Annotated in this window: 22 protein-coding genes and 2 tRNA genes; 3 read left to right on the plus strand and 21 right to left on the minus strand. The window is 71.0% G+C overall.

Annotation, left to right across the window (positions count from 1 at the left end; all coding sequences use genetic code 11):
- Nucleotides 1-34: 34 nt before the first annotated feature.
- Nucleotides 35-107 (minus strand) — tRNA-Ala (locus tag ACFV9W_RS38415).
- 148 nt (nucleotides 108-255) lie between these two features.
- Between ACFV9W_RS38415 and ACFV9W_RS38420 the strand changes: the two genes are divergently transcribed.
- The gene (locus ACFV9W_RS38420) at nucleotides 256-1,443 is read left to right on the plus strand and encodes a glycosyltransferase 87 family protein (RefSeq protein WP_385770645.1); all 1,188 of its coding nucleotides are present in this window, start codon (nucleotides 256-258) and stop codon (nucleotides 1,441-1,443) included.
- Here the strand turns inward: ACFV9W_RS38420 and ACFV9W_RS38425 are convergent.
- The 10 genes from ACFV9W_RS38425 to ACFV9W_RS38470 all read right to left on the minus strand — a co-directional run bounded on the left by ACFV9W_RS38425 (nucleotide 1,412) and on the right by ACFV9W_RS38470 (nucleotide 6,207).
- The gene (locus tag ACFV9W_RS38425; RefSeq protein ID WP_266719727.1) at nucleotides 1,412-1,645 is read right to left on the minus strand and encodes a hypothetical protein; all 234 of its coding nucleotides are present in this window, start codon (nucleotides 1,643-1,645) and stop codon (nucleotides 1,412-1,414) included. The two genes, ACFV9W_RS38420 and ACFV9W_RS38425, sit on opposite strands and share 32 nt — an antisense overlap.
- Nucleotides 1,646-1,654: 9 nt before the next feature.
- Nucleotides 1,655-1,849, minus strand: a complete 195-nt coding sequence (locus ACFV9W_RS38430; RefSeq protein ID WP_385770647.1) for a hypothetical protein — start codon at nucleotides 1,847-1,849, stop codon at nucleotides 1,655-1,657.
- A gap of 124 nt (nucleotides 1,850-1,973) precedes the next feature.
- Nucleotides 1,974-2,111 carry an MYXO-CTERM sorting domain-containing protein gene (locus tag ACFV9W_RS38435; protein ID WP_385770682.1) on the minus strand — a complete coding sequence of 46 codons (138 nt, stop codon included), beginning with the start codon at nucleotides 2,109-2,111 and terminating at the stop codon, nucleotides 1,974-1,976.
- Nucleotides 2,075-2,147: transfer RNA gene (locus ACFV9W_RS38440), tRNA-Ala, on the minus strand. Before ACFV9W_RS38440 ends, ACFV9W_RS38435 begins: the two co-directional genes overlap by 37 nt.
- 144 nt (nucleotides 2,148-2,291) lie before the next feature.
- Complete coding sequence (locus tag ACFV9W_RS38445) at nucleotides 2,292-2,939, minus strand: histidine phosphatase family protein (RefSeq protein WP_385770649.1); 648 nt, start codon at nucleotides 2,937-2,939, stop codon at nucleotides 2,292-2,294.
- Nucleotides 2,936-3,376 (minus strand): ribosome silencing factor, encoded by a 441-nt coding sequence (gene rsfS, locus ACFV9W_RS38450; protein ID WP_385770651.1) that lies wholly within the window; start codon nucleotides 3,374-3,376, stop codon nucleotides 2,936-2,938. The genes ACFV9W_RS38445 and rsfS overlap by 4 nt, the downstream gene beginning before the upstream one ends.
- Nucleotides 3,377-3,516: 140 nt before the next feature.
- Entirely contained in the window at nucleotides 3,517-5,106 is a 1,590-nt protein-coding gene (locus ACFV9W_RS38455; RefSeq protein WP_385770653.1) for an LCP family protein, read from the minus strand.
- A gap of 26 nt (nucleotides 5,107-5,132) precedes the next feature.
- On the minus strand, nucleotides 5,133-5,795 hold the full coding sequence (gene nadD / locus ACFV9W_RS38460; RefSeq protein WP_385770655.1) for a nicotinate-nucleotide adenylyltransferase: 663 nt from the start codon (nucleotides 5,793-5,795) through the stop codon (nucleotides 5,133-5,135).
- 44 nt (nucleotides 5,796-5,839) lie between these two features.
- On the minus strand, nucleotides 5,840-6,001 hold the full coding sequence (locus ACFV9W_RS38465; RefSeq protein ID WP_385770657.1) for a hypothetical protein: 162 nt from the start codon (nucleotides 5,999-6,001) through the stop codon (nucleotides 5,840-5,842).
- A 65-nt stretch (nucleotides 6,002-6,066) separates the two neighbouring features.
- Nucleotides 6,067-6,207 carry a hypothetical protein gene (locus ACFV9W_RS38470; RefSeq protein ID WP_385770659.1) on the minus strand — a complete coding sequence of 47 codons (141 nt, stop codon included), beginning with the start codon at nucleotides 6,205-6,207 and terminating at the stop codon, nucleotides 6,067-6,069.
- Nucleotides 6,208-6,330: 123 nt separating this feature from the next.
- Here ACFV9W_RS38470 and ACFV9W_RS38475 point away from each other — a divergent pair, with 123 nt between their 5' ends.
- A complete protein-coding gene (locus ACFV9W_RS38475) occupies nucleotides 6,331-7,425 on the plus strand; it encodes a M48 family metallopeptidase (protein WP_385770661.1) in 1,095 nt (364 codons plus the stop codon).
- Between the two features lie 19 nt (nucleotides 7,426-7,444).
- On the opposite strand, the gene ACFV9W_RS38480 is transcribed toward ACFV9W_RS38475, so the two are convergent.
- The 5 genes from ACFV9W_RS38480 to proB all read right to left on the minus strand — a co-directional run bounded on the left by ACFV9W_RS38480 (nucleotide 7,445) and on the right by proB (nucleotide 12,473).
- Nucleotides 7,445-8,563, minus strand: a complete 1,119-nt coding sequence (locus ACFV9W_RS38480; protein ID WP_385770663.1) for a hypothetical protein — start codon at nucleotides 8,561-8,563, stop codon at nucleotides 7,445-7,447.
- A gap of 89 nt (nucleotides 8,564-8,652) precedes the next feature.
- Complete coding sequence (locus tag ACFV9W_RS38485; RefSeq protein WP_385770665.1) at nucleotides 8,653-9,261, minus strand: hypothetical protein; 609 nt, start codon at nucleotides 9,259-9,261, stop codon at nucleotides 8,653-8,655.
- 22 nt (nucleotides 9,262-9,283) lie between these two features.
- Complete coding sequence (locus tag ACFV9W_RS38490) at nucleotides 9,284-10,570, minus strand: glutamate-5-semialdehyde dehydrogenase (protein WP_385770667.1); 1,287 nt, start codon at nucleotides 10,568-10,570, stop codon at nucleotides 9,284-9,286.
- Nucleotides 10,571-10,722: 152 nt separating this feature from the next.
- The gene (locus ACFV9W_RS38495; protein ID WP_385770669.1) at nucleotides 10,723-11,199 is read right to left on the minus strand and encodes a hypothetical protein; all 477 of its coding nucleotides are present in this window, start codon (nucleotides 11,197-11,199) and stop codon (nucleotides 10,723-10,725) included.
- 167 nt (nucleotides 11,200-11,366) lie between these two features.
- Entirely contained in the window at nucleotides 11,367-12,473 is a 1,107-nt protein-coding gene (gene proB / locus ACFV9W_RS38500; RefSeq protein WP_385770671.1) for a glutamate 5-kinase, read from the minus strand.
- 307 nt (nucleotides 12,474-12,780) lie between these two features.
- Between proB and ACFV9W_RS38505 the strand changes: the two genes are divergently transcribed.
- Nucleotides 12,781-14,862: a hypothetical protein gene (locus ACFV9W_RS38505; RefSeq protein ID WP_385770673.1), complete on the plus strand. Its 2,082-nt coding sequence runs from the start codon at nucleotides 12,781-12,783 to the stop codon at nucleotides 14,860-14,862.
- Between the two features lie 2,160 nt (nucleotides 14,863-17,022).
- On the opposite strand, the gene obgE is transcribed toward ACFV9W_RS38505, so the two are convergent.
- The 5 genes from obgE to ACFV9W_RS38530 all read right to left on the minus strand — a co-directional run.
- Complete coding sequence (gene obgE / locus ACFV9W_RS38510; protein WP_385770675.1) at nucleotides 17,023-18,471, minus strand: GTPase ObgE; 1,449 nt, start codon at nucleotides 18,469-18,471, stop codon at nucleotides 17,023-17,025.
- A gap of 127 nt (nucleotides 18,472-18,598) precedes the next feature.
- Nucleotides 18,599-18,853, minus strand: a complete 255-nt coding sequence (rpmA, locus tag ACFV9W_RS38515; RefSeq protein ID WP_326024204.1) for a 50S ribosomal protein L27 — start codon at nucleotides 18,851-18,853, stop codon at nucleotides 18,599-18,601.
- Nucleotides 18,854-18,867: 14 nt separating this feature from the next.
- Complete coding sequence (gene rplU, locus ACFV9W_RS38520) at nucleotides 18,868-19,188, minus strand: 50S ribosomal protein L21 (RefSeq protein WP_326024203.1); 321 nt, start codon at nucleotides 19,186-19,188, stop codon at nucleotides 18,868-18,870.
- Between the two features lie 196 nt (nucleotides 19,189-19,384).
- Entirely contained in the window at nucleotides 19,385-20,707 is a 1,323-nt protein-coding gene (locus ACFV9W_RS38525; protein WP_385770678.1) for a phospholipase D-like domain-containing protein, read from the minus strand.
- A 216-nt stretch (nucleotides 20,708-20,923) separates the two neighbouring features.
- A partial coding sequence (locus ACFV9W_RS38530; protein WP_385770680.1) for an Rne/Rng family ribonuclease occupies nucleotides 20,924-24,531 on the minus strand: 3,608 nt, incomplete at its 5' end.

The raw sequence follows: 24,531 nt of genomic DNA on the forward strand, positions 1-24,531 counted from the left end.
CATCGGAATCGGATGGCCCGCCTTCACTTTCCTGTGGAGCTAAGGAGAATCGAACTCCTGACCTCCTGCATGCCATGCAGGCGCTCTACCAACTGAGCTATAGCCCCAAGCTTTGGCCCTCCGGGGCTTCCTTGTCGGTCTCCCCGGCGGCGTCGCCAACATTACACGGTCACCAGGGTGCATCACCAAATCGTTTCCCTTCCGCCCCCTTCTGTATGGAAAAGTCGCCGTTGACGACTACTAGTGTTCCCTCGTGTGACTGTGCTCGCCCTGCCCCGCACCCGCCACGCACCGACAGCGCTGGGAGCCTGCCTGCTCTCGTTCGCGGCCTTCGTGATCGCCCAGCGCGCGGCCGACGTCTCGATGATCGATCTGATGGTCTACCGGGCGGAGGGCTGGACGGTCCGCACGGGCGGCGACCTGTACGCACTGCGCGCGACCTACGCCGATCTGCCGACCACCTACCCGCCGTTCGCCGGTCTGCTGTTCCTGCCGCTGACGTTCGTCGACGTGCTGACCATGAAGGTCGCGGCGACCGCCCTGAACCTCGCCCTGCTCGTCGCGCTCGTGCACCTCTCCCTGCGGCTCGTGCGTCGCCACGCGCGCGTGGAGCACGCCCTGTGGGTGGCGGCCGTCGCCGTGTGGTGCGAGCCGGTGTGGACGACGCTGCGCTACGGGCAGGTCAATCTGCTGATCGCCGTGCTCGTCCTGTGGGACCTGACGCGCCGGCCCGGGCACCGCTGGGCGGGCGTGGGGATCGGCGTCGCGGCGGCGATCAAGCTGACGCCCGCGCTGTTCGCCGTCTTCCTGCTGTGCACCGGGCTCGCGCAGTTGGCGCGGGGCGGGACCTGGCGGCCGTGGGTGCGCGGGGCGTGCGTGGCGGTGGGCTCGTTCGTCTGCGTGACCGTGCTGACGGCCGTCGTCCTGCCGCGCGACTCCCGGCACTTCTGGACGCGGATGGTCTTCGAGTCGGACCGCCCCGGCCACGCCGAGGAGACCGGCAACCAGTCGCTGCGCGGCGTACTGGCCCGCCTCCTGCACACCGGGGACCCCGGGGCGTGGTGGGCCCTCGCGGCCGCCCTCACGGCCGTCGCAGGGCTCACGGTCGCGGTCGCGGCGGCGCTGCGCGGGCGGCTGGGGCAGGCGGCGATGGCGTGCGCGACGACGGCGCTCCTGATCAGCCCCGTCTCGTGGTCCCACCACTGGGTCTGGTGCGTGCCGCTGGTACTGCTCGTATGGGAATCGGGCCGTCAGAAGGCCGCGCTCGCCCTGGCGTTGACGTTCTGCACGTACGCGCTGTGGTGGGTGCCGCACTCCGGCGGGCGGCCCGAACTCCACCAGAACGCAGGGGAGTCGGCGCTTTCGGCGCTCTACGTAGGAGTGGCCTGTGCCTTCCTGGCGTACTCCGCGGTCAGGCTCTGGCGAACGAATAGAAGCGCTTAAGCGTGCAGTGCTCGTCCAGGAGCCGGCCGTAGATCGGCTCGCCCTCCAGCTCCCGATACGTCTCGATCGGGTCGCCTTTTATGATCAGCGCCCGCGCGCATTCCTCGCACCAGTACTGGTAGTCGGGGTTCAGCGGCTCCATGTCGCGCACGATGGGCGTGCCGCTGCCGCACCAGTCGCACTTCCTCCTGTGTGCACCCATGTGTTCCGCTCAGCTCCAGCTGCGGCCGCAGGCCGTGCACACGTACGAGATCCCACCGTTGTCGCCGAGCATCTGGGCGACGTGGAAGGAGCCGCAGGACGGACAGTTGAGGGACGGGGCTTCCGCTGAACCGGCCGGGCGCTCGGCGGATATCACTGCCATGCCGAGGAAGCGATCGACTTCCTCGTTGATGCTCAAGGGCATCGCGCACTCCCTCCCCAGCGGGCCGCCTTCGTCGGTCGGACACAGCCCCGTTCCGGCCGTCCGATTCTGCCACGGCGGAAGCGGCCCGGTCAGCGACGCCCGCGTACCAGTCCGGACACGACGTTCACGGAGGTATACGCCCCGGACGCCGTCGGCGCCTCAAACCCGCCGCAAAATCGGCAACGAAAAATCCCGCCCCTGACGGGACGGGATCTTTGATTCCTGTGGAGCTAAGGAGAATCGAACTCCTGACCTCCTGCATGCCATGCAGGCGCTCTACCAACTGAGCTATAGCCCCTCGCGTTCTTCCCCCTCCGGTCTTTCCCCCGGCGGGCCGAACAAGAAGAACTTTAGCCTGCGACCTGCCGGAAAGTGAAATCCGGCCCCTGCGGCCCGAGGGGCCGGTCCCGGCAAGGCCCTGGGGCCCTTCCGACGGGAGGCCCTAGTCGTCGTCGCCGAGGACCGGTTCCGGCAGCGTGCCCGCGTTGTGCTCCAGGAGGCGCCAGCCGCGGGCGCCCTCACCGAGGACGGACCAGCAGCAGTTCGACAGGCCGCCGAGGCCTTCCCAGTGGTGGGCCTCCAGGCCGAGCAGCCGGCCGATGGTGGTGCGGATCGTGCCGCCGTGGCTGACCACGACGAGCAGACCGTCGTCCGGCAGCTTGTCCGCGTGCCGCAGCACGACGGGCGCGGCCCGGTCGGCGACCTCGGTCTCCAGCTCGCCGCCGCCGCGCCGCACGGGCTCGCCGCGCTTCCACGCCGCGTACTGCTCGCCGAAGCGGGCGATGATCTCCTCGTGCGTGAGGCCCTGCCACTCGCCCGCGTACGTCTCCCGCAGGCTCTCGTCGTACGTGGCGTCGAGGCCGGTGAGCGCCGTCAGTTCGGCGGCGGTGGCCGCGGCGCGCCGCAGGTCGGACGCGACGATCGCGTCCGGCCGCAGGGAGGCGAGCAGCCGGGCGGCGCGGCGGGCCTGGGCGACACCGGTCTCGGTCAGCCCGATGTCCGTGGTGCCCTGGAAGCGGCGCTCCAGGTTCCAGGAGGTCTGGCCGTGCCGCCACAGGACGACGCGGCGCCCCCGAGAGGTGCTCGTCACAGCACCTCCTCCGCCTCGGCGTCCGCGGCCTCGCGCTCCTTGGCGTGCTCCTCGCCCTTGCCGCGGGTGGCCTTGGCGTCCTCGGGCAGGTCGATCTCGGGGCAGTCCTTCCACAGCCGCTCCAGGGCGTAGAAGACGCGCTCCTCGCTGTGCTGGACGTGGACGACGATGTCGACGTAGTCGAGCAGGATCCAGCGGGCGTCGCGGTCGCCCTCGCGGCGCACCGGCTTGGCGCCGAGCTCCTTGTTCAGCTTCTCCTCGATCTCGTCGACGATCGACTTGACCTGGCGGTCGTTGGGCGCCGAAGCGAGCAGGAAGGCGTCCGTGATGGACAGCACATCGCTGACGTCGTAGGCGATGATGTCGTGCGCGAGCTTGTCCGCTGCCGCCTGTGCGGCGACGTTGATGAGCTCGATGGAACGGTCAGTGGCGGTCACTACAAGGCTTTCCGTCGGCGGTCTGAATCCCCCGAGAGATCCCTCAGGGCAGTACCCCAAGGGTCTCACGGCCCGCCGACACGCCTCACGGCCTTATCGGTGGCCCCACGCGCGCGGGGCGCCGGGCCACCGGCGGACGGTCACCTGCCGGTGTAGTCCTGGCCCAGCACCACGGAGACGTCCGCGTTCCGCGCGGCCTTGCCCTTCGTCACGGACGACGCCGGCAGGCCCAGGGTCTTGGCGACCTCCGCGGCGTCCTTCTTGTGCGCGGCGTCCGCGTACGTGACCCGGGAGGCCGCGGTCGCCGATCCGGTTCCGCCGGAGACGAACGTGTAGCCGCCGTTGACCAGCGCGACGCGGGCCTTCTCGGTGCGGGCCCTGTCCCCGGTGGCGTTCTCGATGCCGACGCGCGGCGAGTCGCCGTTGGACGGGGACTTCACGGTGCCGCCGAGCACGTTCTCGACCACGGAGTCCGCGGTGGACCGGGAGATGGCGCCGCCGCTCTGCACCGGAAGCACCTCGCTCCTGTAGTCGCCCTCCTTGGCCCGGTCGGCGAGCTTGGCGAGGAAGGCGCCGAGGTCCTTCTCGGTCAGCGACGGGTCGAGGATCTGCGCGAGCGTCTGCACCGTCGTCGTCGCGGCCTGCGGGTCGGACGACAGCTTGCGCAGCACGCCCTGCATGACCTGGCCGAACCGTTCCAGCTGCGCCGTCTGCGGCTCGCCCTTGGCCCGGTACGTCGCGTACGCCACGGCCGCCGGGCCGCTGAGGGTCTGGTCCGCGCCCTTGTGGACGAGGACGGTGCCCTTCTTGGCGGGGTCGGGCACGGTCGCGTCGGTGCTGACCTCGATGTTCCCGACGAGCTCGACGAGGTTGTTGAGGTACGGGGTGTCGAGCCGCCAGGTGCCCTGGATGTCGGTGCCGAGCAGGGTGTCGAGGCCGTCGCTCGTACCGGAGGAGCCGTCCTCGTCGACGGACTTGGCGAGCGTGGTGCTGGTGCCGTCCTCGTCCGACAGGGCGAGGGAGTTCGGCAGCAGGACGGTGGTGGCCCGCTTCGTGGTGGTGTTGTTCACGAGCAGCGCCGTGGACGTGCCGCCGCCCTTGGTGTTGTGCAGGTGGAGGACGATGACGTCACGGTTCTGCGGACCGGTCGCGGCGGCCGTGCCCGTCTTCGCCGCGTCCTTCGACAGGAACGGCAGCTTGCCCTGGTACCAGAGGTATCCGGCGCCGCCGACGAGGCACAGGGCGAGGACGACGACGAGGGCGATGCCCCGGTTGCGGCTGCGGCGCCGCGCCTCCTCGCGCCGCTCGGTGCGCGACTCGGTGAACTTCAGCCAGTCGATGACGTCTTCGGAGTCCTCGTCCGGCTCCTCGACGAACTGGAACTGCTCGGTGCGGTAGTCGCGCTCGGGCTGCGAGGACTGCGGTGTCGGCGCCTCGTACTGCTGCGGCGGGGCCTGCTGCGGAATGTAGGCGGTGGCCTGCTGAGACTGCTGGGCCTGCTGCGGAGCTCCGCCGTAGGGGTCGTACGCCGGGGGCTGCTGGGGGTGCTGGGGCTGCTGCCCGGCCGGCTGCTGCCGGCCGCCCGCATACGGGTCGTAGCCGTACCCGTACGCGGAGTTCTGCTCGTACGACGGCGCCTGCTGGACCGGCCGGTAGACCGGCCGGCCGGACTCGTCATATCCGACCAGCTCGTAATTCTGCTGGTCGTAACCGTCGTATCGGTCGTTCACCGATGCCCCTCTCGGCGGTGCAGGGTTCAGTCGCCCCGGTACAGCTGGCGCTTGTCGATATAGCGCACCACACCGTCCGGCACCATGTACCAGATGGGGTCGCCCTTGGCGACCCTGTCGCGGCAGTCCGTGGACGAGATGGCGAGGGCGGGAACCTCGACGAACGAGACGCCGCCCTCCGGCAGACCCGGGTCGGCGAGCGTGTGGCCCGGCCGCGTGACTCCGATGAAGTGTGCCAGGGAGAACAGCTCGTCGGTGTAACGCCAGGTGAGGATCTGGCCGAGAGCGTCGGCACCCGTGATGAAGAAGAGGTCGGCCTCGGGGTTGAGCTGCCGCAGATCCCGCAGGGTGTCCGTCGTGTACGTCGGACCGCCGCGGTCGATGTCGATGCGGCTCACCGAGAACTGCGGGTTCTCGGCGGTCGCGATGACCGTCATCAGATAGCGGTCCTCGGCCGGCGAGACCCGCTTGTCGCTCTTCTGCCAGGGCTGCCCGGTGGGCACGAACACCACCTCGTCGAGGTCGAACTGCGCGGCGACCTCACTGGCCGCCACCAGGTGTCCGTGGTGGATCGGGTCGAACGTCCCGCCCATGACGCCGAGGCGTCGCTTGGCCGGTGAGGCCCACTCGTGATCCGGGCCGCCGGCCGGGTTGTTGACCGGGCCGGTAGGCATGTCCTGCGCTCCCATGCGCCCAGAGCCTACTGGCCCGTTCCCAGTGGTCTCGCCCGGGCTCAGCGGTCGCGGTTGAACCGGGTGGTGATCCACAGCAGCAGCATCAGGATGATGAAAGCCGCCCCACCGACGACGAGGGGGTTGAGGCTTTCGTGGTTGCCGCCGTGCTCGCCCTCTGCGGCGAGGGTGGCGAGCTGGGCGGCGGTGCTGTGGAGGCTCATCGTCAGCAGGACCTATCCGGTGTGGGATCGGGATAAAGACTTCTGACCCATCGTAAGCGGTGGGGTCAGTCGTCGCTCTTGTAGCCCCGCAACAGGAACCAGGCGAGGAAGACGGCGCCCAGAACGCCCACGATCAGCACGCCCCGCAACAGGTTTCCCGCACCCTGCTCCGCGGCTGCGCCGATGACGTGATCGATGTGCTCCATGACGGTTCGCTCCTTCGGTGTGCTGCCCCGTCACGGTATATCCGCCTAGTGTGGACTCCACCTTGGGGGCACGCCCGGAAACACGGCGCGATACGTCGAACACACGGACATGGGGGAAGTCGGATGCCCGACGAACCGAACGAGCAGCACGAGAACGTACCCAGCAGGCAGCGCCGGCGCTTCCCGGGGATCTCCTCGCGGGCGTACGAGCACCCGGCGGACCGCTCGGCGCTCGTCGCGCTGCGCAAGCTCAGCGGGTTCGACACGGTCTTCAAGGCGCTCAGCGGCCTGCTGCCCGAGCGCAGCCTGCGCCTGCTGTTCCTGTCGGACTCGGTGCGGGTCTCCGACGAGCAGTTCGCGCACCTCAACACGATGCTGCGGGACGCCTGTTACATCCTGGACCTGGAGAAGGTCCCCCCGATGTACGTCAATCAGGACCCGCAGCCGAACGCGATGTGCATCGGCCTCGACGAGCCGATCATCGTCGTCACCACGGGACTCGTGGAGCTCCTCGACGAGGAGGAGATGCGGGCCGTCGTCGGCCACGAGGTGGGCCACGCGCTGTCCGGCCACTCGGTGTACCGGACGATCCTGCTGTTCCTGACGTCGCTGGCGCTGCGCGTGGCGTGGATCCCGCTCGGCAACCTCGCGATCATGGCGATCGTGACGGCGCTGCGCGAGTGGTTCCGCAAGTCCGAACTCTCCGCGGACCGCGCCGGGTTGCTGGTCGGCCAGGACCTCCAGGCGTCCATGCGCGGCCTGATGAAGATCGCGGGCGGCAACCACCTGCACCAGATGAACGTGGACGCGTTCCTCAAGCAGGCCGAGGAGTACGAGGCCGGGGGCGATCTGCGCGACTCCGTGCTGAAGATCCTGAACGTGATGCCGCGCTCGCACCCGTTCACGACGGTGCGCGCCGCCGAGCTGAAGAAGTGGGCGGAGAGCCGCGACTACCAGCGTCTGATGGACGGTCACTACCCGCGCCGCAGCGAGGACAAGGACACCTCGGTGACGGACTCGTGGCGCGAGTCGGCCTCGCACTACACGGACTCCGTGAAGACCTCGAAGGACCCGCTGATGAAGCTGGTCAGCGACATCGCGGGCGGCGCGGGCGACCTGGGCGGCCGGGTGCGGCGCGGCTTCGGGAACTTCGGCGGCAACGGCGGGGGCAACACCGGGAACCACGGCACCTCGGACGACGACGGCCGCGAGAACTGAGCGGCCGCACGTTCGGCGGCTACACCTTCGGCTGGGCGCCCGGTGCGAGCGCGCCGCACAGCGCGGTCGCACTGTCCGTCGCGTACGGGTCGGTGCCGGCCGGGCCGCCCTTCTTCGCGCTCTGGCCCGCGAGCAGCGGATGCAGATATCCGGCGGAGTCGGAGGAGCAGGCGAGCGGGCCGGCCTGGACGTAGGACACCAGCAGTTCGGTCTGGTGGTTGCGCAGGTCCTGGCGGTCGAAGCGGAAGTGCATGGAGCGGCGGACGGTGAACAGGGACGCCTGGGGCTTCTTGTCGCCGTCGGCCGCCTTCGCGTTCTTGCCGGCCTTGTCGGTCTTCTCGGCGGGGCGCAGCGCGTAGACAAAGGTGTGGTCCGAGGTCACTTCGAGGGTGTTCGCGTCGGTCTCGGCGACGTGCAGCGCGCCGCGCACCCTGATGTGTGAATCGGCGAGGGCGGTCTGCGAAGGGTCGAAGCGGACGAGCCAGCCGGTGGCCGCGTGCCGCCCGTCGGTGACCGGCCTGTTGACGCTCTGGTCGAACTGCGGGAGCTGCTGCGGGTCGATGAGCATCCGCACCGGGCGCACGGCGCCGCGCGTCAGCACGTCGGGGTCGAGCGAGGAGTCGACGAGGTAGTCCTTGGCCGTGGTCAGCGCGGTGACGACCTGGCTGTCGGAGAAGTGCGCGGTGGCCTTGGGGTCCTGCGGGAGATCGATGGCGCGGGCGGCGCGCTCGAAGCGGGCGGCGGGGCTGTGCTCGTACAGCTCGTTCACGGAGTCGGCGCCGGGCACGCGGCCCGTCGGGGCGAGGGGTATGACGGTCATCCGCAGCGGCTCGGTGTTCCGGGCCATCGGCGTCGTCCGGTACGGGCTCCGGACGCCCATGTAGACCGCGGTGCCGAAGGCGATCACGATCAGGACGACGAGGATGACGGCCTGCCGGGTGAGGCCCCGGCGCAGCACGGGCAGGCGGCGCACGGCCGGTGAGTGGTCGGCGATGCGCTCCTGCGCGGAGAACTCCTGGAGCCGGGCAGCCTTGACGAACGACTCGTCGAACACGACGGATCGGTACTCTTCCTCGCTGCCGCCACCACCGGGACCGCTGTCCGGCGTCCCCTCCGGTGGGTCTCCTGGCCCGCTCATACCTTCAGGGTAGGTCTCCGCGTCGTCAGGTAAACGCCCTGGTGTGCGTCAACTTCCAAGGCCCCCGCGCGAGCGCCCCGGGCCCCTCTTCACGGGGTCCGCGGGACCGCGGACACCGCGGGCTGGGAGTAGTCCGCGGAGGCGGAGGGAGAGCCCGGAACGTTCTTCTCCAGTTCGGTCGTCGCGGGCGGCGGGACCTCGTCCTGGCTGCCCGAGGACGCGCCCCGGTAGACGGCCGTGAAGGCGAGGGCGACCATGCCGATGCCCATCAGCAGGGCGAGCGCCCAGGCGACGGGCCTGCGCCAGCGGACGCCGCCCGCGGGCCTGCCCTCGCGGTCGAGCTCCTCCTCGTACAGTTCGTCCGACTCGTCCCCGTAGCCGCCGAATTCGCCGTCTTCGGCGCGGCCGTAGCCGTCCGCCTCGTCGTAGAACTCGTCGTCGGGCGCGGGCCTGATGCGGGCCCGGCGGGACTCGGCCTCCTGGGCCTCGGCGCGCGCCTGGGCAGCGGCGAGCAGCCGCTCGACCGCGGTGGGCTCATGGACTTCGGCAGCCTTGACGAAGTCCTCGTCGAAGACCACGGAGGCGAACTCTTCGTCCCAGCCCCCGCGGTCGTGGTCGTCGTCGGGCTCCCAGCCGTCCGGGAACGGCGAGCCCCCCACGTCCTCCGGCACCCGTCCAGCGTAGACCGAAGGGGTCAATTTGGGCAGACGGTAAGGGAATTCACCGTGTGTGGCCGTCGCCCGTGACGATGTACTTCGTGCTCGTCAGTTCGGGCAGGCCCATGGGGCCGCGGGCGTGCAGCTTCTGCGTGGAGATGCCGATCTCGGCGCCGAAGCCGAACTGCCCGCCGTCGGTGAACCGCGTCGAGGCGTTGACGGCGACGGTCGTGGAGTCGACGAGCTGCGTGAAGCGGCGGGCCGCCGCCTGCGAGGTGGTGACGATGGCCTCGGTGTGCCCGGAGGACCACAGGCGGATGTGCTCGATGGCCAGGTCCATGTCGTCGACGACCGCGGCCGCGATGTCGTACGAGAGGTACTCGGTCTCCCAGTCGTCGTGCTGCGCCTCGACGACCTCCGCCTTCGACTGCGGGGCGTACGCGAGGATCCGCTGGTCACCGTGCACGGTGACGCCCGCGTCGGCGAGCGCGTCCAGGGCGCGCGGCACGAACGCGTCGGCGATGTCCTTGTGGACGAGGAGCGTCTCGGCGGCGTTGCACACGGAGACGCGGTGGGCCTTGGAGTTGACGAGGATGTCGACGGCCATGTCGAGGTCGGCGTCGGCGTCCACGTAGACGTGGCAGTTGCCGGTGCCGGTCTCGATGACGGGGACGGTCGAGTTCTCCACGACGTTCTTGATGAGCGAGGCGCCGCCGCGCGGGATCAGCACGTCGACCAGGCCGCGGGCGCGCATCAGCTCGGTCACCGAGTCGCGGGACTCGCCGGGGACGAGCTGGATCGCGTCGGCGGGCAGTCCGGCGCCGCCGACGGCGTCGCGCAGGACGCGGACGAGCGCGGTGTTCGACTCGTACGCGGAGGAGCTGCCGCGCAGCAGCACCGCGTTGCCCGACTTGAGGCAGAGGGCGGCGGCGTCGACCGTGACGTTCGGGCGGGCCTCGTAGATGATGCCGACGACGCCGAGCGGGACGCGGACCTGGCGCAGGTCGATGCCGTTCGGGAGGGTGTTGCCGCGGACGACCGTGCCGACCGGGTCGGGCAGGGCGATGACGTCGCGCACGTCGGAGGCGATGGCGCGGACGCGCTCCGGGGTGAGCGTGAGCCGGTCGATGATCGCCTCGGGGGTGCCGGCCTCGCGGGCCTTCGCGATGTCCTTGGCGTTGGCCTCGACGATCTCGGCGGTACGCACTTCCAGGGCGTCGGCGATGGCGCCGAGGGCATCGTCCTTCTCGGCGCGCGGCAGGGCGGCGAGGTCGTGGGCCGCGGACCGTGCGCGGTACGCGGTCTGGGTGACCGGGGTCATCGAGTCGTACGGGTTCAGCGGCAGCGTCATGCTCCGCAGGGTATCGGGGGCGTGGGGGCGGTCCACCTCTTGTTTCGGGAGGTGAGACATGGCTGAAATGCGGCCTTGGCCACAGGGGGTGAGGTTTCCGCCTCGGGAGGGTCACATGTACTGCTGCGCGCAGTTCCCCGCGCCCCCTTTGCCTAGAAGGGGTGGACGCCGACCGGAGTGGCGGGCAGAGGGCCGTAGCCCTCTGCGATGCGGTGGTGGTAGGTCTGGCGGTCGATGACCTCCAGGCCGACGATCTCCCAGGGCGGGAGCTGGGACGTGCGGCGGTGTTCGCCCCACAGGCGCAGCGCCACCGCGGCCGCGTCGTGCAGGTCGCGGGCCTCTTCCCAGTAGCGGATCTCGGCGTGGTCCACCGCGTAGCGGCTCGTCAGCAGGAAGGGGTGGTCGTGCGCGAGCTGTTCGAGGCCGCGGCGCACCTCCGCGATCGGGGCCTCGGCGCCGGAGACGCTGAGCGTGACGTGCCACAGGCGCGGGCCCTCCTCGGCGCTCCCCTCGGTGGCCTCACCCGCGGTCTCCTCGTCGTACGCGTCTCCCGCGGCCACGCTCGTCAGCGCCCGCTCCGCCGACCCTCGGGGCCCCTTGGACGCGGCCCCCGGGCGCGCTCGTCTCACGACGGCCTCCTCTGCGCAATGGTCGTGCGGACCTTCCCTGGATGAACTCCCTGCCTCAAGAGTTGAGCAGGACACGGAGCTTCTTGGGGCGGTTTTGGGGAAGGTCCCCCACGGGTGGCAGGCTTTCGGCCTTTCACACAGGGGATTTCGAAGGCGCGCGGCCCGTTTCAAGCCTGGAGGATGACCAGGTCGTCCCTGTGTACGACTTCCCGCTCGTAGGCGGGGCCGAGGTCGCGGGCCAGCTCGCGCGTGGAGCGGCCGATCAGCTGCGGGATCTCCTTGGCGTCGAAGTTGACGAGCCCGCGGGCGACCGCGCGCCCCCGCTCGTCGCGCAGTTCGACGGGGTCGCCCGCGCCGAATTCGCCCTCCACGGCCGCGATCCCGGCGGGCAGCAGCGATTTGCGCCGCTCGACGACGGCCCGGACCGCGCCGTCGTCGAGGGTGATCGCGCCCTGCGGCGTCGAGGCGTGCTGCAGCCACAGCAGGCGGCCGGCGCTGCGGCGGCCCGTGGAGTGGAAGTACGTGCCGGTGTCGCGGGCGGCGAGGGCGTCGGCGGCGTGCGTGGCGCTCGTCAGCACCACCGGGATGCCGGCGGCCGCGGCGATCGAGGCGGCCTCGACCTTGGTGACCATGCCGCCGGTGCCGACGCCCGCCTTCCCGGCGGAGCCGATCTTGACGTGCGCTATGTCGGCGGGGCCACGCACCTCGGTGATGCGGGAGCTGCCGGGCTTGCTGGGATCGCCGTCGTAGAGGCCGTCGACGTCGGAGAGCAGGACGAGGAGGTCCGCGTGGACGAGGTGGGCGACGAGGGCCGCGAGCCGGTCGTTGTCCCCGAAACGGATCTCGTCCGTGGCCACCGTGTCGTTCTCGTTGACGATCGGGAAGGAGCCCATCGCCAGGAGCTGGTCGAGGGTTCGCGAGGCGTTGCGGTGGTGGGCGCGGCGCGCCATGTCGTCGCTGGTCAGCAGGACCTGGCCGACGCGGACGCCGTAGCGCGCGAAGGAAGCGGTGTAGCGGGCGACCAGGAGGCCCTGGCCGACGCTCGCCGCGGCCTGCTGGCGGGCGAGGTCCTTGGGGCGGCGGGTCAGGCCCAGCGGGGCCAGTCCGGCGGCGATGGCACCGGACGAGACGAGGACGATCTCCCTCGCTCCACCGCCTCGCTGCTTCGCCAGTACGTCGACGAGCGCGTCGACGCGGTCCGCGTCCAGGCCCCCCGCCGCCGTCGTGAGTGACGACGATCCGACCTTGACGACGATCCGGCGGGCATCCGCCACGCCCTGCCGTGACGTCCCCGACGCTGCCCCAGTTGTTGCCCCTGACATGCCTGGCAATGTACGTGACCTGCCCCTTCGGCCGCTCTTGGGTTTCGAGGTACGGACAGGGCCGTGGACGCCCGGTAATCAAGAAAGGGAGTTGGCCCTCGCGCATTCACGCCATTTGCCCGTGTTTCTGCTGCTTACGGCCCTGGAGGATTGCTAGGGGGCCACAGAAAGTCATACGGTCAGTGGTCAGCATTTCCGCGAGGTGGACCTCCCCCACGGTCCCCCCACCCTCCGAGACCCCCTGCCAGGAGCCCAGCCCGTGCCCTCCGCCGGACGTGCCTCGCGCCGCCTCGTGCAGCTTTCCGCGCTGTTCACGATGTTCGCGCTCTATGTGGCCCAGCTCGTCAGCGCGCTCGTTCCATACGTACCCGTCTTTGTCGCCGCGAGCGCGGCCGGACTCGCCCTCGACACCTACCTGCAGTACAAGCAGCCGGGGCTGCTCTCGCTGCTCGGCAAGATCCGCTTCGACGTGACGGTGCGGCAACTGCTGCGCGACATGCTGATCTTCGTCGGCCTGCTGCGCATCAGCGGCATCAACCCGCTCGACGAGCAGGCTCCGCTGCTGGTCATGGTGCTGGCGATGTACCTGCTGCACTTCGCCTGCCAGGCGGCCGCGGTCCTCGTACGCCGCTCTCGTACGCTGCCGATCGTCACGCGCAACATCGACGCGTCCGCGCTGAACCTGTGCAAGTCGCCGCCGCGCCTCCTTGCCCGGCGCGCGGCCCACCGCCTGCTGACCTTCGCGATCCCGTCCACGCTCGGCCTGGTGATCACGGCGGCGACGACCGACGCACTGTGGGGTGTCATCGGCATCGGCGTCTCGATCGCCCTGTTCCTCATCGGCACGGTCTTCCTCGGCACGTGGCTGCTCCCGAAGAAGCGTCCGGCGAACGACGCCAAGGTCATGGAGTGGCTCGACGCCTGGCTGGCCGAGTACCAGCCGACCGTCGGCATGTACTTCTCCGGCGGCACCACCTCCGCGTACCAGGCGAACATGTGGCTCTCCACGCTCGCCGACGTCGACGGCAAGCCGCTGCTCGTGCTGCGCGAGCGCTTCATGGTGAACAAGATCGACGCCACCGACGTGCCGATCATCTGCTTCCCGAAGGTCGCCACGATGTTCTCCCTGGAGAACTCGACGCTGAAGATGCTGCTGCACCCGGCGAACGCCGCGAAGACCTCGCAGGTCCTGCGCATCCCCACGATCAAGCACGCCTTCATCAACCACGGCGAGTCCGACAAGCTGTCGTCCTGCAACCCGTACGCGAAGGCGTACGACGAGGTGTGGGTGGCGGGCCCCGCGGCGCGCGACCGCTACCAGCTCGCCGACGTCGGCGTCGACGACAAGGACGTCGTGGAGGTGGGCCGCCCGCAGCTGGCGCCCATCCAGCTGGCGTCCGGACCGGCCACCGGTGAGTACACGACGGTCCTGTACGCCCCCACCTGGGAGGGCTGGGACGGCAACCCGGGCAATACCTCGGTCATCCTCGCCGGCGAGAACATCGTCCGGCAGCTGCTCGACGACCCCAAGGTCCGGCTCATCTACAAGCCGCACCCGATGACCGGTTCGCAGGTCCCCGCCGCCGGTGAGGCCAACAAGCGGATCATGGCGATGATCCAGGAGGCCAACACCCACCGCTCCGGCGCGCGTCCGGGTCCCGAGGCCGCCGTCGAGCTGGAGCGCCGCTTCGAGGCGCTGAACGAGCTGACCTCCACCAAGTTCCCCAAGGGCACCGACGAGCAGGAGCGGATGCTGCTCCAGGGGCAGCCGGACGGGAACCGGGCGGCCGCGGTGGCCGAGGCGACGGCGGCGTGGGAGCAGGCGTACTGGGCGTCCTTCCCCGAGTGGGAGCACCTGATCATCACCCAGGCGCGGCCCGCGATCTTCACGTGCTTCAACGCGGCGGACGTCCTGATCTCCGACGTCTCCTCGGTCGTCTCCGACTGGCTGAGCAGCGAGAAGCCGTACGCGGTGGCCAACACGTCCGGCCTCACGGAGGACGAGTTCCGCACCGGCTTCCCGACCGTGCGCGCCGCGACGGTCCTCGCGCCCGAGGCGACCGAGGTTCCCGAACTGCTCGCGGTCGTGCGCGGCGAGGCGGAGGACACCCACGCCGAGGCCCGTGTGGCCCTGAAGGAGCACCTCCTCGGCCCCTCGGACCCGCCCTCCATCGACCGTTTCAACGGGGCCGTGCGGGCGCTGTGCGCGAAGGCCGACGAGCGGCGGGCGCGGATGGCTGCGCGGGGCGAGGACGAGATCCCGTCGACCCGCGAGGATTCGGTCGAGGAGCAGGTGGCGGAGGTGTCCGAGGCGGAGCCGGAGGACACGGTCACTGCGTAGCGCTTCAGCGGTGTGTGGCGGGGCCCGGGAGTACGTCTCCCGGGCCCTTCCACGTGCGCGCCCCACCGGGGCCTCACGGCCATGGGGGGGGGTGGGCCCGTCGGGGCTGATGCGCCGCGGCGGCGTTACGGCCTCGGGGCGCTACCCCGGCGGGGCTGATGCGCCGCACCGGCGTCACGGCCTCCGGGCGCTACCCCGGCGGGGCTGATGCGCCGCACCGGCGTCACGGCCTCCGGGCGCTACCCCGGCGGGGCTGATGCGCCGCGCCGTCGTTACGCCCGCGGGGCGCTACCCCGGCGGGGCTGATTCACCGCACCGGCGTTACGCCCGCGGGGCGCTACCCCGGCGGGGCTGATTCACCGCACCGGCGTTACGCCCGCGGGGCGCTACCCCGGACCCCGCGCCTCAATCGCCGGCGGGGCTGAAATTGCCGAACCGGCGTCACGGCCCTTCTCCGTCCCCCGCCCATCTCCCACCCGCCCGCCCCCTCCGGGGGCGTCGGCCCCACGGAGTGCCGCTCCCACCTGTGGCACCGCGCCGCCAGGCCCGCCTCCCTGCCCGGGCCAGCGAGGGCCGCACCCGCCTTGGGTAATCCGCCGCCCACCACGACTCCGAGTCCCGCCCGCTCGGGCAGCCCACCGTCCGCAACGGCTCCCCACCCGTCCAGCAAGCGCCGCACCCACCTCGGGCGAACTGCCGTCCACAACGGCTCCCCACCCGCGACGCGAGAGCCCCACCGGCCTCAGGCAGCCCGCCACCCGCACGCCTCCCCACCCAAAACGCGAGAGCCGCTCCCACCCCAGGCAGCCCCGCCACCCGCACAGCTCCCCACCCGCGACGGCGAGGTCCGCCCCCGACTCGGGCAATCCGCCACCCCGCCTCCCGGCCCCAGACGGCGAACGCCGCCACTGCATTGGCCAATCTGCCGTCCACCACGCCTCCCCGCCCGTGGCGCTGAGCCGCCACCGCCTTGGGCAATCTGCCGCCCCCACGGCTCCCCACCCGCAACGGCCAACCGCCACCGCCTTGGGGAACCTGCCGCCAGGTCCACCTACCCACCCGTGGCGCTGAGCCGCCACCGCCTTGGGCATTTTGCCGCCACCCCGGCTCCCCACCCGCGACGGCCAACCGCCACCGCCTTGGGCAATCTGCCGCCAGGTCCACCTACCCACCCGTCATGGCCGATCGCACCCGACTTGGGGCACTGCCGCCGGCCCCGCCTCCCCACCCGTTGCGTTCAGCCGCACCCACCTTGGCCAACCGCCGCCGGCCCGCCTCCCCACCCGATGCGCTCGACCGCCACCGCCTTGGGCAATCTGCCGCCTGGGGCGGCAGGGTGGGCAAGGCGGCCCCCGGTGCCTCGCAACGTAAAGGTCGGCCGCGGCCCCGGTACACCCGGTACCCGGTGCCGCGTAACGAGTCCGGTCCTCGGCACCGCGTGACGGACACGACGAGCCCCGCCCCGGCACGGCCCCGGGGCCACGGGGGCCGAAGCCCCCGGAGGGGGCGGGCGGGTGGGAGATGAGCGGGGACCGGGGGCAATAGGCCGTGCCGCGGAAACCTCACGACAGGCGTCACCCCGGCAAGCGACACCCCAGTCCCGCGAAACCCTCACGGCGGGCGTCGACTCCGGGAAGCGCCACCCCGGTTCCCCGTACCCCTCACGACAGGCGTCACCCCGGCAAAGCGCCAGCCACCGGTACCGCGCGATCAGGGCGACGGGGCCACGACACAACGACCGGGCCCCGGACGGCCGAAGCCCCCGGAGGGGGCGGGTGGGAGGGAGATGAGCGGCCACCGGCGCAGCCGGACGGCGAACCATCACGCCCCGCCACACCCTCCCCAGCAACGCCCACCCGCCCCCCTCACCCCCAACGACGCCCGCTCAGCCCCACCTCACCCCCAACAGCGCCCACCCAGACCCACCTCAAGCCCAACACCGCCCACCCAGACCCACCTCAAGCCCAACACCGCCCACCCAGACCCACCTCAACCCCAACAAGCACCCACCCAGACCCACCTCAACCCCAACAAGCACCCACCAAGACCCACCTCACCCGACCACCGCCCGCCCAGCCACCCCACCCCCAAAACGACAAAGCGGGCCGCACCCATCGGTGCGGCCCGCCCGGATGACCCGGTCGCCGGAGGTTCCGGAGGCTAGAACGGCTCGAAGTCGTCGAACTCCTGCTGCGACTCGTCCCGCTCCGCCTGCCGGTCACGACGACGCTGCGCGGCCGGCCGCGGCGCCTCCATACGGTGGTCCTCGCCACGGCGACCGAGCATCTCGGCCCCCGCCATCATCGTCGGCTCCCAGTCGAAGACGACCGCGTTGTCCTCGGGACCGATCGCGACGCCGTCACCGTGCCTGGCGCCCGCCTTCATCAGCTCGTCCTCGACCCCGAGCCGGCTGAGCCGGTCCGCGAGATAGCCGACGGCCTCGTCGTTGTTGAAGTCGGTCTGGCGCACCCAGCGCTCCGGCTTCTCGCCGCGGACGCGGAACAGCGGCTCGCCGTCGGCGTCCTCGCGCTTGACGGTGAAACCGGCGTCGTCCACGGCCTTGGGCCGGATGACGATCCGCGTCGCCTCGTCCTTGGGCTTCGCGGCCCGCGCCTCGCCCACCAGCTCGGCGAGCGCGTACGACAGCTCCTTGAGGCCCTTGTGGGCGACGGCGGACACCTCGAAGACGCGGTAGCCGCGCTCCTCCAGGTCCGGGCGCACCATGTCGGCGAGGTCCTGGCCGTCGGGCACGTCGATCTTGTTCAACACCACGAGGCGCGGCCGCTTCTCCAGGCCCGCGCCGTACTCCTTCAGCTCCGCCTCGATGACGTCCAGGTCGGACACCGGGTCGCGGTCGGACTCGAGCGTCGCCGTGTCGAGGACGTGCACGAGGACGCTGCAGCGCTCCACGTGCCGCAGGAACTCCAGGCCGAGGCCCTTGCCCTGGCTGGCGCCGGGGATCAGACCCGGCACGTCGGCGATCGTGTAGACGGTCGCGCCGGCCGTGACCACGCCCAGGTTCGGGACCAGCGTCGTGAACGGGTAGTCCGCGATCTTCGGCTTGGCGGCGGAGAGCACCGAGATCAGCGAGGACTTGCCGGCGCTCGGGTAGCCGACGAGCGCCACGTCCGCGACGGTCTTCAGCTCCAGCTGGACGTCGCCCTCGTCGCCCGGCACACCGAGCAGCGCGAAGCCGGGCGCCTTGCGGCGGGCCGAGGCGAGGGCCGCGTTGCCGAGGCCGCCGCGGCCGCCCTGCGCGGCGATGAACGTGGTGCCCTGGCCGACCATGTCGGCGAGCACGTTGCCCTGCTTGTCGAGGACGACCGTGCCGTCGGGCACCGGCAGGACCAGGTCCTGGCCGTCCTTGCCCGAGCGGTTGTCGCCCGCGCCGGGCGCGCCGTTCGTCGCCTTGCGGTGCGGCGAGTGGTGGTAGTCGAGCAGTGTCGTGACGTCCTGGTCGACGACCAGAATCACGTCACCGCCACGGCCGCCGTTGCCGCCGTCCGGGCCGCCGAGCGGCTTGAACTTCTCACGGTGGACGGAGGCACAGCCGTGGCCCCCGCTACCCGCGGCGACATGAAGTTCGACGCGGTCCACGAAGGTGGTCATGGTTCAGTGCCTCCAGAAACGTACGGAAATGTCTCTACTTCAACACGCGAAAGGCGGACCCGCTTCCCCGATGGGGAAGTGAGGTCCGCCTCGCGAAAAAATCCAGGTCAGAAAGCCCTCAGGCGTTTCAGACGACCGGGACGATGTTCACGACCTTACGGCCACGGTGGGTACCGAACTCCACCGCACCCGCGGCGAGCGCGAAGAGGGTGTCGTCCTTGCCACGACCAACCGAGTTGCCCGGGTGGAAGTGGGTGCCGCGCTGGCGGACCAGGATCTCACCGGCGTTGACGGCCTGACCGCCGAAGCGCTTCACGCCGAGCCGCTGAGCATTGGAATCGCGCCCGTTCCGAGTGGACGATGCGCCCTTCTTGTGTGCCATCTTGTCTCAGTCCCTTACTTCGCAGCCGTGGGGATACCGGTGACCTTGATCGCCGTGTACTGCTGACGGTGACCCTGGCGACGGCGGTAGCCGGTCTTGTTCTTGTAGCGAAGGATGTCGATCTTCGCGCCCTTGTGGTGGTCCACGACCTCGGCCTGGACCTTGATGCCGGCCAGCACCCACGGGTCGCTGGTCACGGCGTCGCCGTCGACAACGAGCAGCGTAGAGAGCTCTACGGTGTCGCCAACCTTGGCGGTGGGAAGCTTGTCAACCTCAACGATGTCGTCGACAGCAACCTTGTGCTGACGACCACCGCTGCGCACGATGGCGTACACGGATCTCTCTTTTCGCTCGGAACGGAACCCCCGCAGTCCAGCCGCGCGAGGCGGCCTCTCCCGGATCTCACGAGGAAACCTGGCGAAAACCGGGAGGAAAAAGGTTTACGGGAGTGAGGCGCATCGATGGACACGCCGACGGTCAAGGTTACGGGTCGCCCCACGGAAGGGCAAACCGGCCCCTTGACCGGCGGACTCACCCGGTCCCGACGGTCTTGATCTCACCGTCCTGAGGCAGCGCCTTGACGCCCTTGCACAGGCTCGTGTTGTCCGAGACCCCCGGGTACGCGACGCCCCACACCTTGTTGAAGTGCGTGCGGTACGTGTCGTGCACGGAGTCGTCGTCGATCTTGACGTACGCCTCGTCGTTCTCGCGCAGCGCGGGGTTCGAGGCGTTCTGCGAGCCGGTGAACGTGATCTTGTTGCGCGCGCCGTCGTACACGCCGTCGATCGCCACGTACTTGGTGTGGATGATGTACGGCGTCGTCGGCGAGGTCCGCGGGTCGTTGTAGCAGCGCACCGGCGGGGCGCCGGTGGAGTGCATCGACTTCCAGGTGCCGCTGTCGGAGGTCGCGTACTCGATCTGGACCGTGCAGCCCGCCTTCTTCAGCGAGACCAGCTTGTCGGCGATGGCCTGCCGGGTGATCTGGAAGATCGCGGCGCGCACGATCGTCCGCTTCGTGGTGCCGGTCACCGCGTCCTTGTAGGTGCAGGAGACGTTGTTGAGCACCGAGTGCAGCGTGTCCGTGGAGTTCGTGGTGCCGGCCCGCGGGAAGAAGTACGCCTTGTAGCGGCCGTTGGTGACCGTGCGGTAGTCCCAGTTCGCCCAGTCCTTGGCGACCATGTCGTCAAAATAGTCCGCGTACGCGCCGTAGAGCACCCGGTTGTTGGGCAGCTGGAGCGCGTCGTTGAAGAACTTCGTGCTCGCGGACGGCGTGGAGTTCGCCGTGGTCTGCACGACGACGTTCGTGGCGCCCTCGACGGCCGAGAACAGCCAGAACTTGTTGTGCATGATCGACTTCCCGAACTTCGGGTCGCCGAGGCAGGACTTGTCCGTGGGGCACAGCTGCACGAAGGACGGGTTGGCGCGGCTGGTGCCGAAGAGCGCGACCAGCTGCGAGTAGACCGTGTTGTCCGGCCGGTCCGTCCTGCTGGTCGAGTCGAGCAGGATCTGCACGCGTACGCCGCGGTCCCTGGCCCGCTTCAGGGCGTCGACGATCGTCTGCTCCCACACGTGGAAGACGGCGACCTTGATGGTGGAGCCGGGCAGCGCCGCGTCCGTCAGTTCGACGAGCCTGGTGCGGATGGCGTACTGCTCCTGGGTGGTGCCCAGCGGATCGTTGAAGATCGGCCCCTCGGTCCAGGTCCGCGCCTCGTCCGCCTGCGCGGTGCCCGCCCCGACCCCCGCCTGCACCCCGGCCGCGGAGAGCACGGTGGCCAGGGCCACCATCTGCCGTCCACCCTTGGCCGACTTCTCGGCACGGTGTCTGCCCGTGCCTCTGAGACGCACGTGCGCCATCGCATTCCCTCCCCTGACACGAGTACGCGTCTCCCCAACGCCCACCCGCGTCCTTCACTTGTATGACTGCATGAGTTTTACAGGCAGTTGGCCGTGCTCCAAGAGGCGGGGGGGCAAATCACGTGGTCTTCGCGGCCTCCCGTGTACACCGCACACGACAACGCCCCCGCACAGCGCTGCTGTGCGGGGGCGTCGCTGCCCGGTACGGGCGGTGCCTCAGGCCTCGTCGGCCGCGGCCGAGACGGACGGCAGCGACTGCTGCTCGGCCGCCGCGGTCTTCTTCGCGGTCGTCTTCTTGGCCGTCGTCTTCTTGGCGGCGGTCTTCTTGGCGGTCGCGGTGGTCTTCTTCGCCGCGGTCGCCTTCTTCGCCGTCGCCTTCTTGGCGGCCGTCTTCTTGGCCGCCGTCTTCTTTGCGGGCGCCTCGTCCGCGGCCGTCTCGTCCGCGGCCGACTCGGTCGCGGGCGCCTCGGCCGTGGCCTTCTTGGCCGCCGTCTTCTTGGTGGCGGCCTTCTTCGCCGTCGCCTTCTTGGCCGTCTTACGGGCGGCCTTCTTGGCGGCGGGCGCCTCCTCGGCCTCCGCCGGAGCGGCGTCCTGGGCGGGCGCCTCGTCCGTGGCCGACGGGACGACCACGACGGCCGTGTCCTCGGCGGTGGACGGCGCGGTCGCCTTGCGGACGGCGCGACGGCGCGGGCGGGCCGGGGCCGCGGCCTCGGTCACCTCGGCCTTCGGCGCCTCGGGCTCAGCGGCCTGCGGCTCCTGTACGGGCTCGGCCTTGACCGGCTCCGTGACGGTCACCGCCGCGGCCTCCTCGGAGGACGCCTTCGGGGAACCGGCGGGAGCGGACGCCTTGCGCGTGGCACGGCGGCGCGGGCGCGGCGCGGGGGCCTCGTCCTGCACCGGCTCGGGCGCGGGCGCCTCGACGGGCTCGGCGGCCTTCGGCTCCTCGACGACCGGCGCGGGGGCCTCGGCCTCGGCCTCGGCGGCCCTGCGCTCGGCGGCCCGCTCGGCCTTCGACTTCCGGCCGGACCTCGCCGGCTTCTCGGCCTCCGCCTGCGGGGCGCCGGCCGGGGCCGACACACGGCGCGTGGCGCGGCGGCGCGAGCGGCCACGGCTGCCCGCGGCGGCCTCCGCCTCGGCGGCGCTGGAGTACAGCTCCTCGTCCGGGACGAACTCCGGCTCCGGCAGTGCCGCGGGAGCCGCGACCTCCGCGGCGACCTCGGCCTCGGACTCGGTCTCGGTCGCGGTCGCGGTCTGCTCCACGGCAGGAGCCTCGTGCGTCTCGTGCTGGTGCTCGCCGTTGCCACCGCGGCCGCGCTTCTTGCGCTTGCCGCCGCCACCGCCGGAGGCGGGCTGCTCCATGTGCACGATGACGCCGCGGCCGTTGCAGTGCACGCAGGTCTCGGAGAAGGACTCCAGGAGGCCCTGGCCGACGCGCTTACGGGTCATCTGGACCAGGCCCAGCGAGGTGACCTCGGCGACCTGGTGCTTGGTCCGGTCCCGGCCCAGGCACTCCAGGAGACGGCGCAGGACCAGGTCCCGGTTGGACTCCAGGACCATGTCGATGAAGTCGATGACGACGATGCCGCCCAGGTCGCGCAGCCGCAGCTGGCGCACGATCTCCTCGGCCGCCTCCAGGTTGTTCCTGGTCACGGTCTCTTCGAGGTTGCCGCCCTGGCCGGTGAACTTACCGGTGTTGACGTCGACCACGATCATGGCCTCGGTCTTGTCGATCACCAGGGAGCCGCCGGACGGCAGCCACACCTTGCGGTCGAGCGCCTTGGCGAGCTGCTCGTCGATCCGGTACGTCGCGAAGACGTCGACCTCGGACGTCCACTTGGACAGCCGGTCGGAGAGGTCGGGCGCCACGTGGTTGACGTAGCCGTGGATGGTGTCCCACGCCTCGTCACCGGAGACGATGACCTTGGAGAAGTCCTCGTTGAAGATGTCGCGCACGACGCGGACGGTCATGTCCGGCTCGCCGTACAGCAGGCTCGGCGACGAGGTCGAGATCTGCTTGGACTTCTTCTGGATGTCCTCCCACTGGGCCTGCAGACGCTCGACGTCGCGGCGCAGCTCGTCCTCGCTCGCGCCCTCGGCGGCGGTGCGCACGATGACGCCCGCGTCCTCGGGGACGATCTTCTTGAGGATGGTCTTCAGGCGCGCGCGCTCGGTGTCGGGCAGCTTGCGGCTGATGCCGGTCATCGAGCCCTCGGGCACGTAGACCAGGTAGCGGCCGGGCAGCGAGACCTGGCTGGTCAGGCGGGCGCCCTTGTGGCCGATCGGGTCCTTGGTGACCTGCACGAGCACGGACTGGCCGGACTTGAGGGCGGTCTCGATGCGGCGCGGCCCGTTGGCCATGCCGAGCGCCTCGAAGTTGACCTCACCGGCGTAGAGCACCGCGTTGCGGCCCTTGCCGATGTCGATGAAGGCGGCCTCCATCGACGGCAGCACGTTCTGGACCTTGCCCAGGTACACGTTGCCGACGTACGAGGTCGACTGCTCCTTGTTGACGTAGTGCTCGACGAGGATGTCGTCTTCCAGCACGCCGATCTGGGTGCGCTCGCCGTGCTGGCGGACCACCATCACGCGCTCGACGGCCTCGCGGCGCGCCAGGAACTCGGCCTCGGTGATGATCGGGACGCGGCGGCGACCCTGCTCGCGGCCCTCGCGGCGGCGCTGCTTCTTCGCCTCCAGACGCGTGGAGCCCTTGATGGACTGCACCTCGTCCGAGGAGGTCGACTTCTCTTCCTTCTTGCGCGGCTCGCGGACCTTGACGACCGTGCGCTCCGGGTCGTCGGCCGGCTGCTCGCCGTCCGAGGAACCGTCCCCGGCGCGACGGCGGCGGCGACGGCGGCGACGGCTGCTGCTGGAGCCGCCGGAACCGGCGGACTCGTCGCGCTGCTCGTCGGCCTCGGCGCTGTCGTCGTCGGACTCCGCGGCGGCCGGCTCGGCGTCCTCGTCGGAGGCGCCGGACTCGTGCTCGTTCTCGGTGTCGTTGTCGATGTCGCCGGACTCGCCGCGGCGACGGCGACGGCCGCCCCGACGGCGGCGGCGGGCCGGGCGGTCCCCGTGCTCGTCCTGCTCGTCGTTCTCGCCGTTCTCCTCGGCCCGCTGGTCCTGGGCCTCGGTCTCGGCGGCGGCCTCGGGGGCCTCGGTCTCCTTGGGCGCCTCGACAGCGGCGGGCTGCTCGTCGGCGGCGCGACGGCGGCGGCGACGGCGCGGCCCCAGGTCCTCCTCGACGGTGACGGCGGCCGGCTCGGGCTCGGGCTGCTTCTCGACGGCGGCCTCGGCTGCGGCAGCGGCGGCGGCCCGCTCCGGCGTCTGGAACATCGGCTCGGTGAAGACGGGCGCCTGGAACGTGGCGACGGAGGCGCGCTTCGGGCGCGTGTCGTCGTCCTGCGCGTCCCGGCCGGCCTTCGCCTGCCTCGATCCCGACCTGGCGGACTTCGTGGCCTTGGTGGCCTTCGGCTCGGCGAAACCGCCGGCCGCCTTACGGGTGGCGCGGCGCCTGCGGCGCGGCGACTCGTCCTCGGCGCTCTCGGCGCTCTCCGTGGCCTCGGTGTTCTCCGTGGCCTCGGCCTCGGGCGCCTTCTCGGCGGCGATGGCGTCGGAGACCTCGGGCGGGCCGGCGGGCGCGCTCGGCGCGGCGGCGCCACGGGTGGCGCGGCGGCGGTTGCGGCGCGGGCCCGCGCCCTCGTCGGCGACCGGCGCCGGCTCGGCGGCGGGCGCCGCGGCCTCGGCCTGCGGCTCCTCGGCGGGGGCGGCCTCAGCGGCCGGGGTGGCCTCAGCGGCCGGAGCGTCCGGGGTGGAAACGGTGCGGGCTG

It is taken from the genome of Streptomyces sp. NPDC059897, assembly GCF_042730865.1.
Taxonomy (GTDB): Bacteria; Actinomycetota; Actinomycetes; order Streptomycetales; family Streptomycetaceae; genus Streptomyces.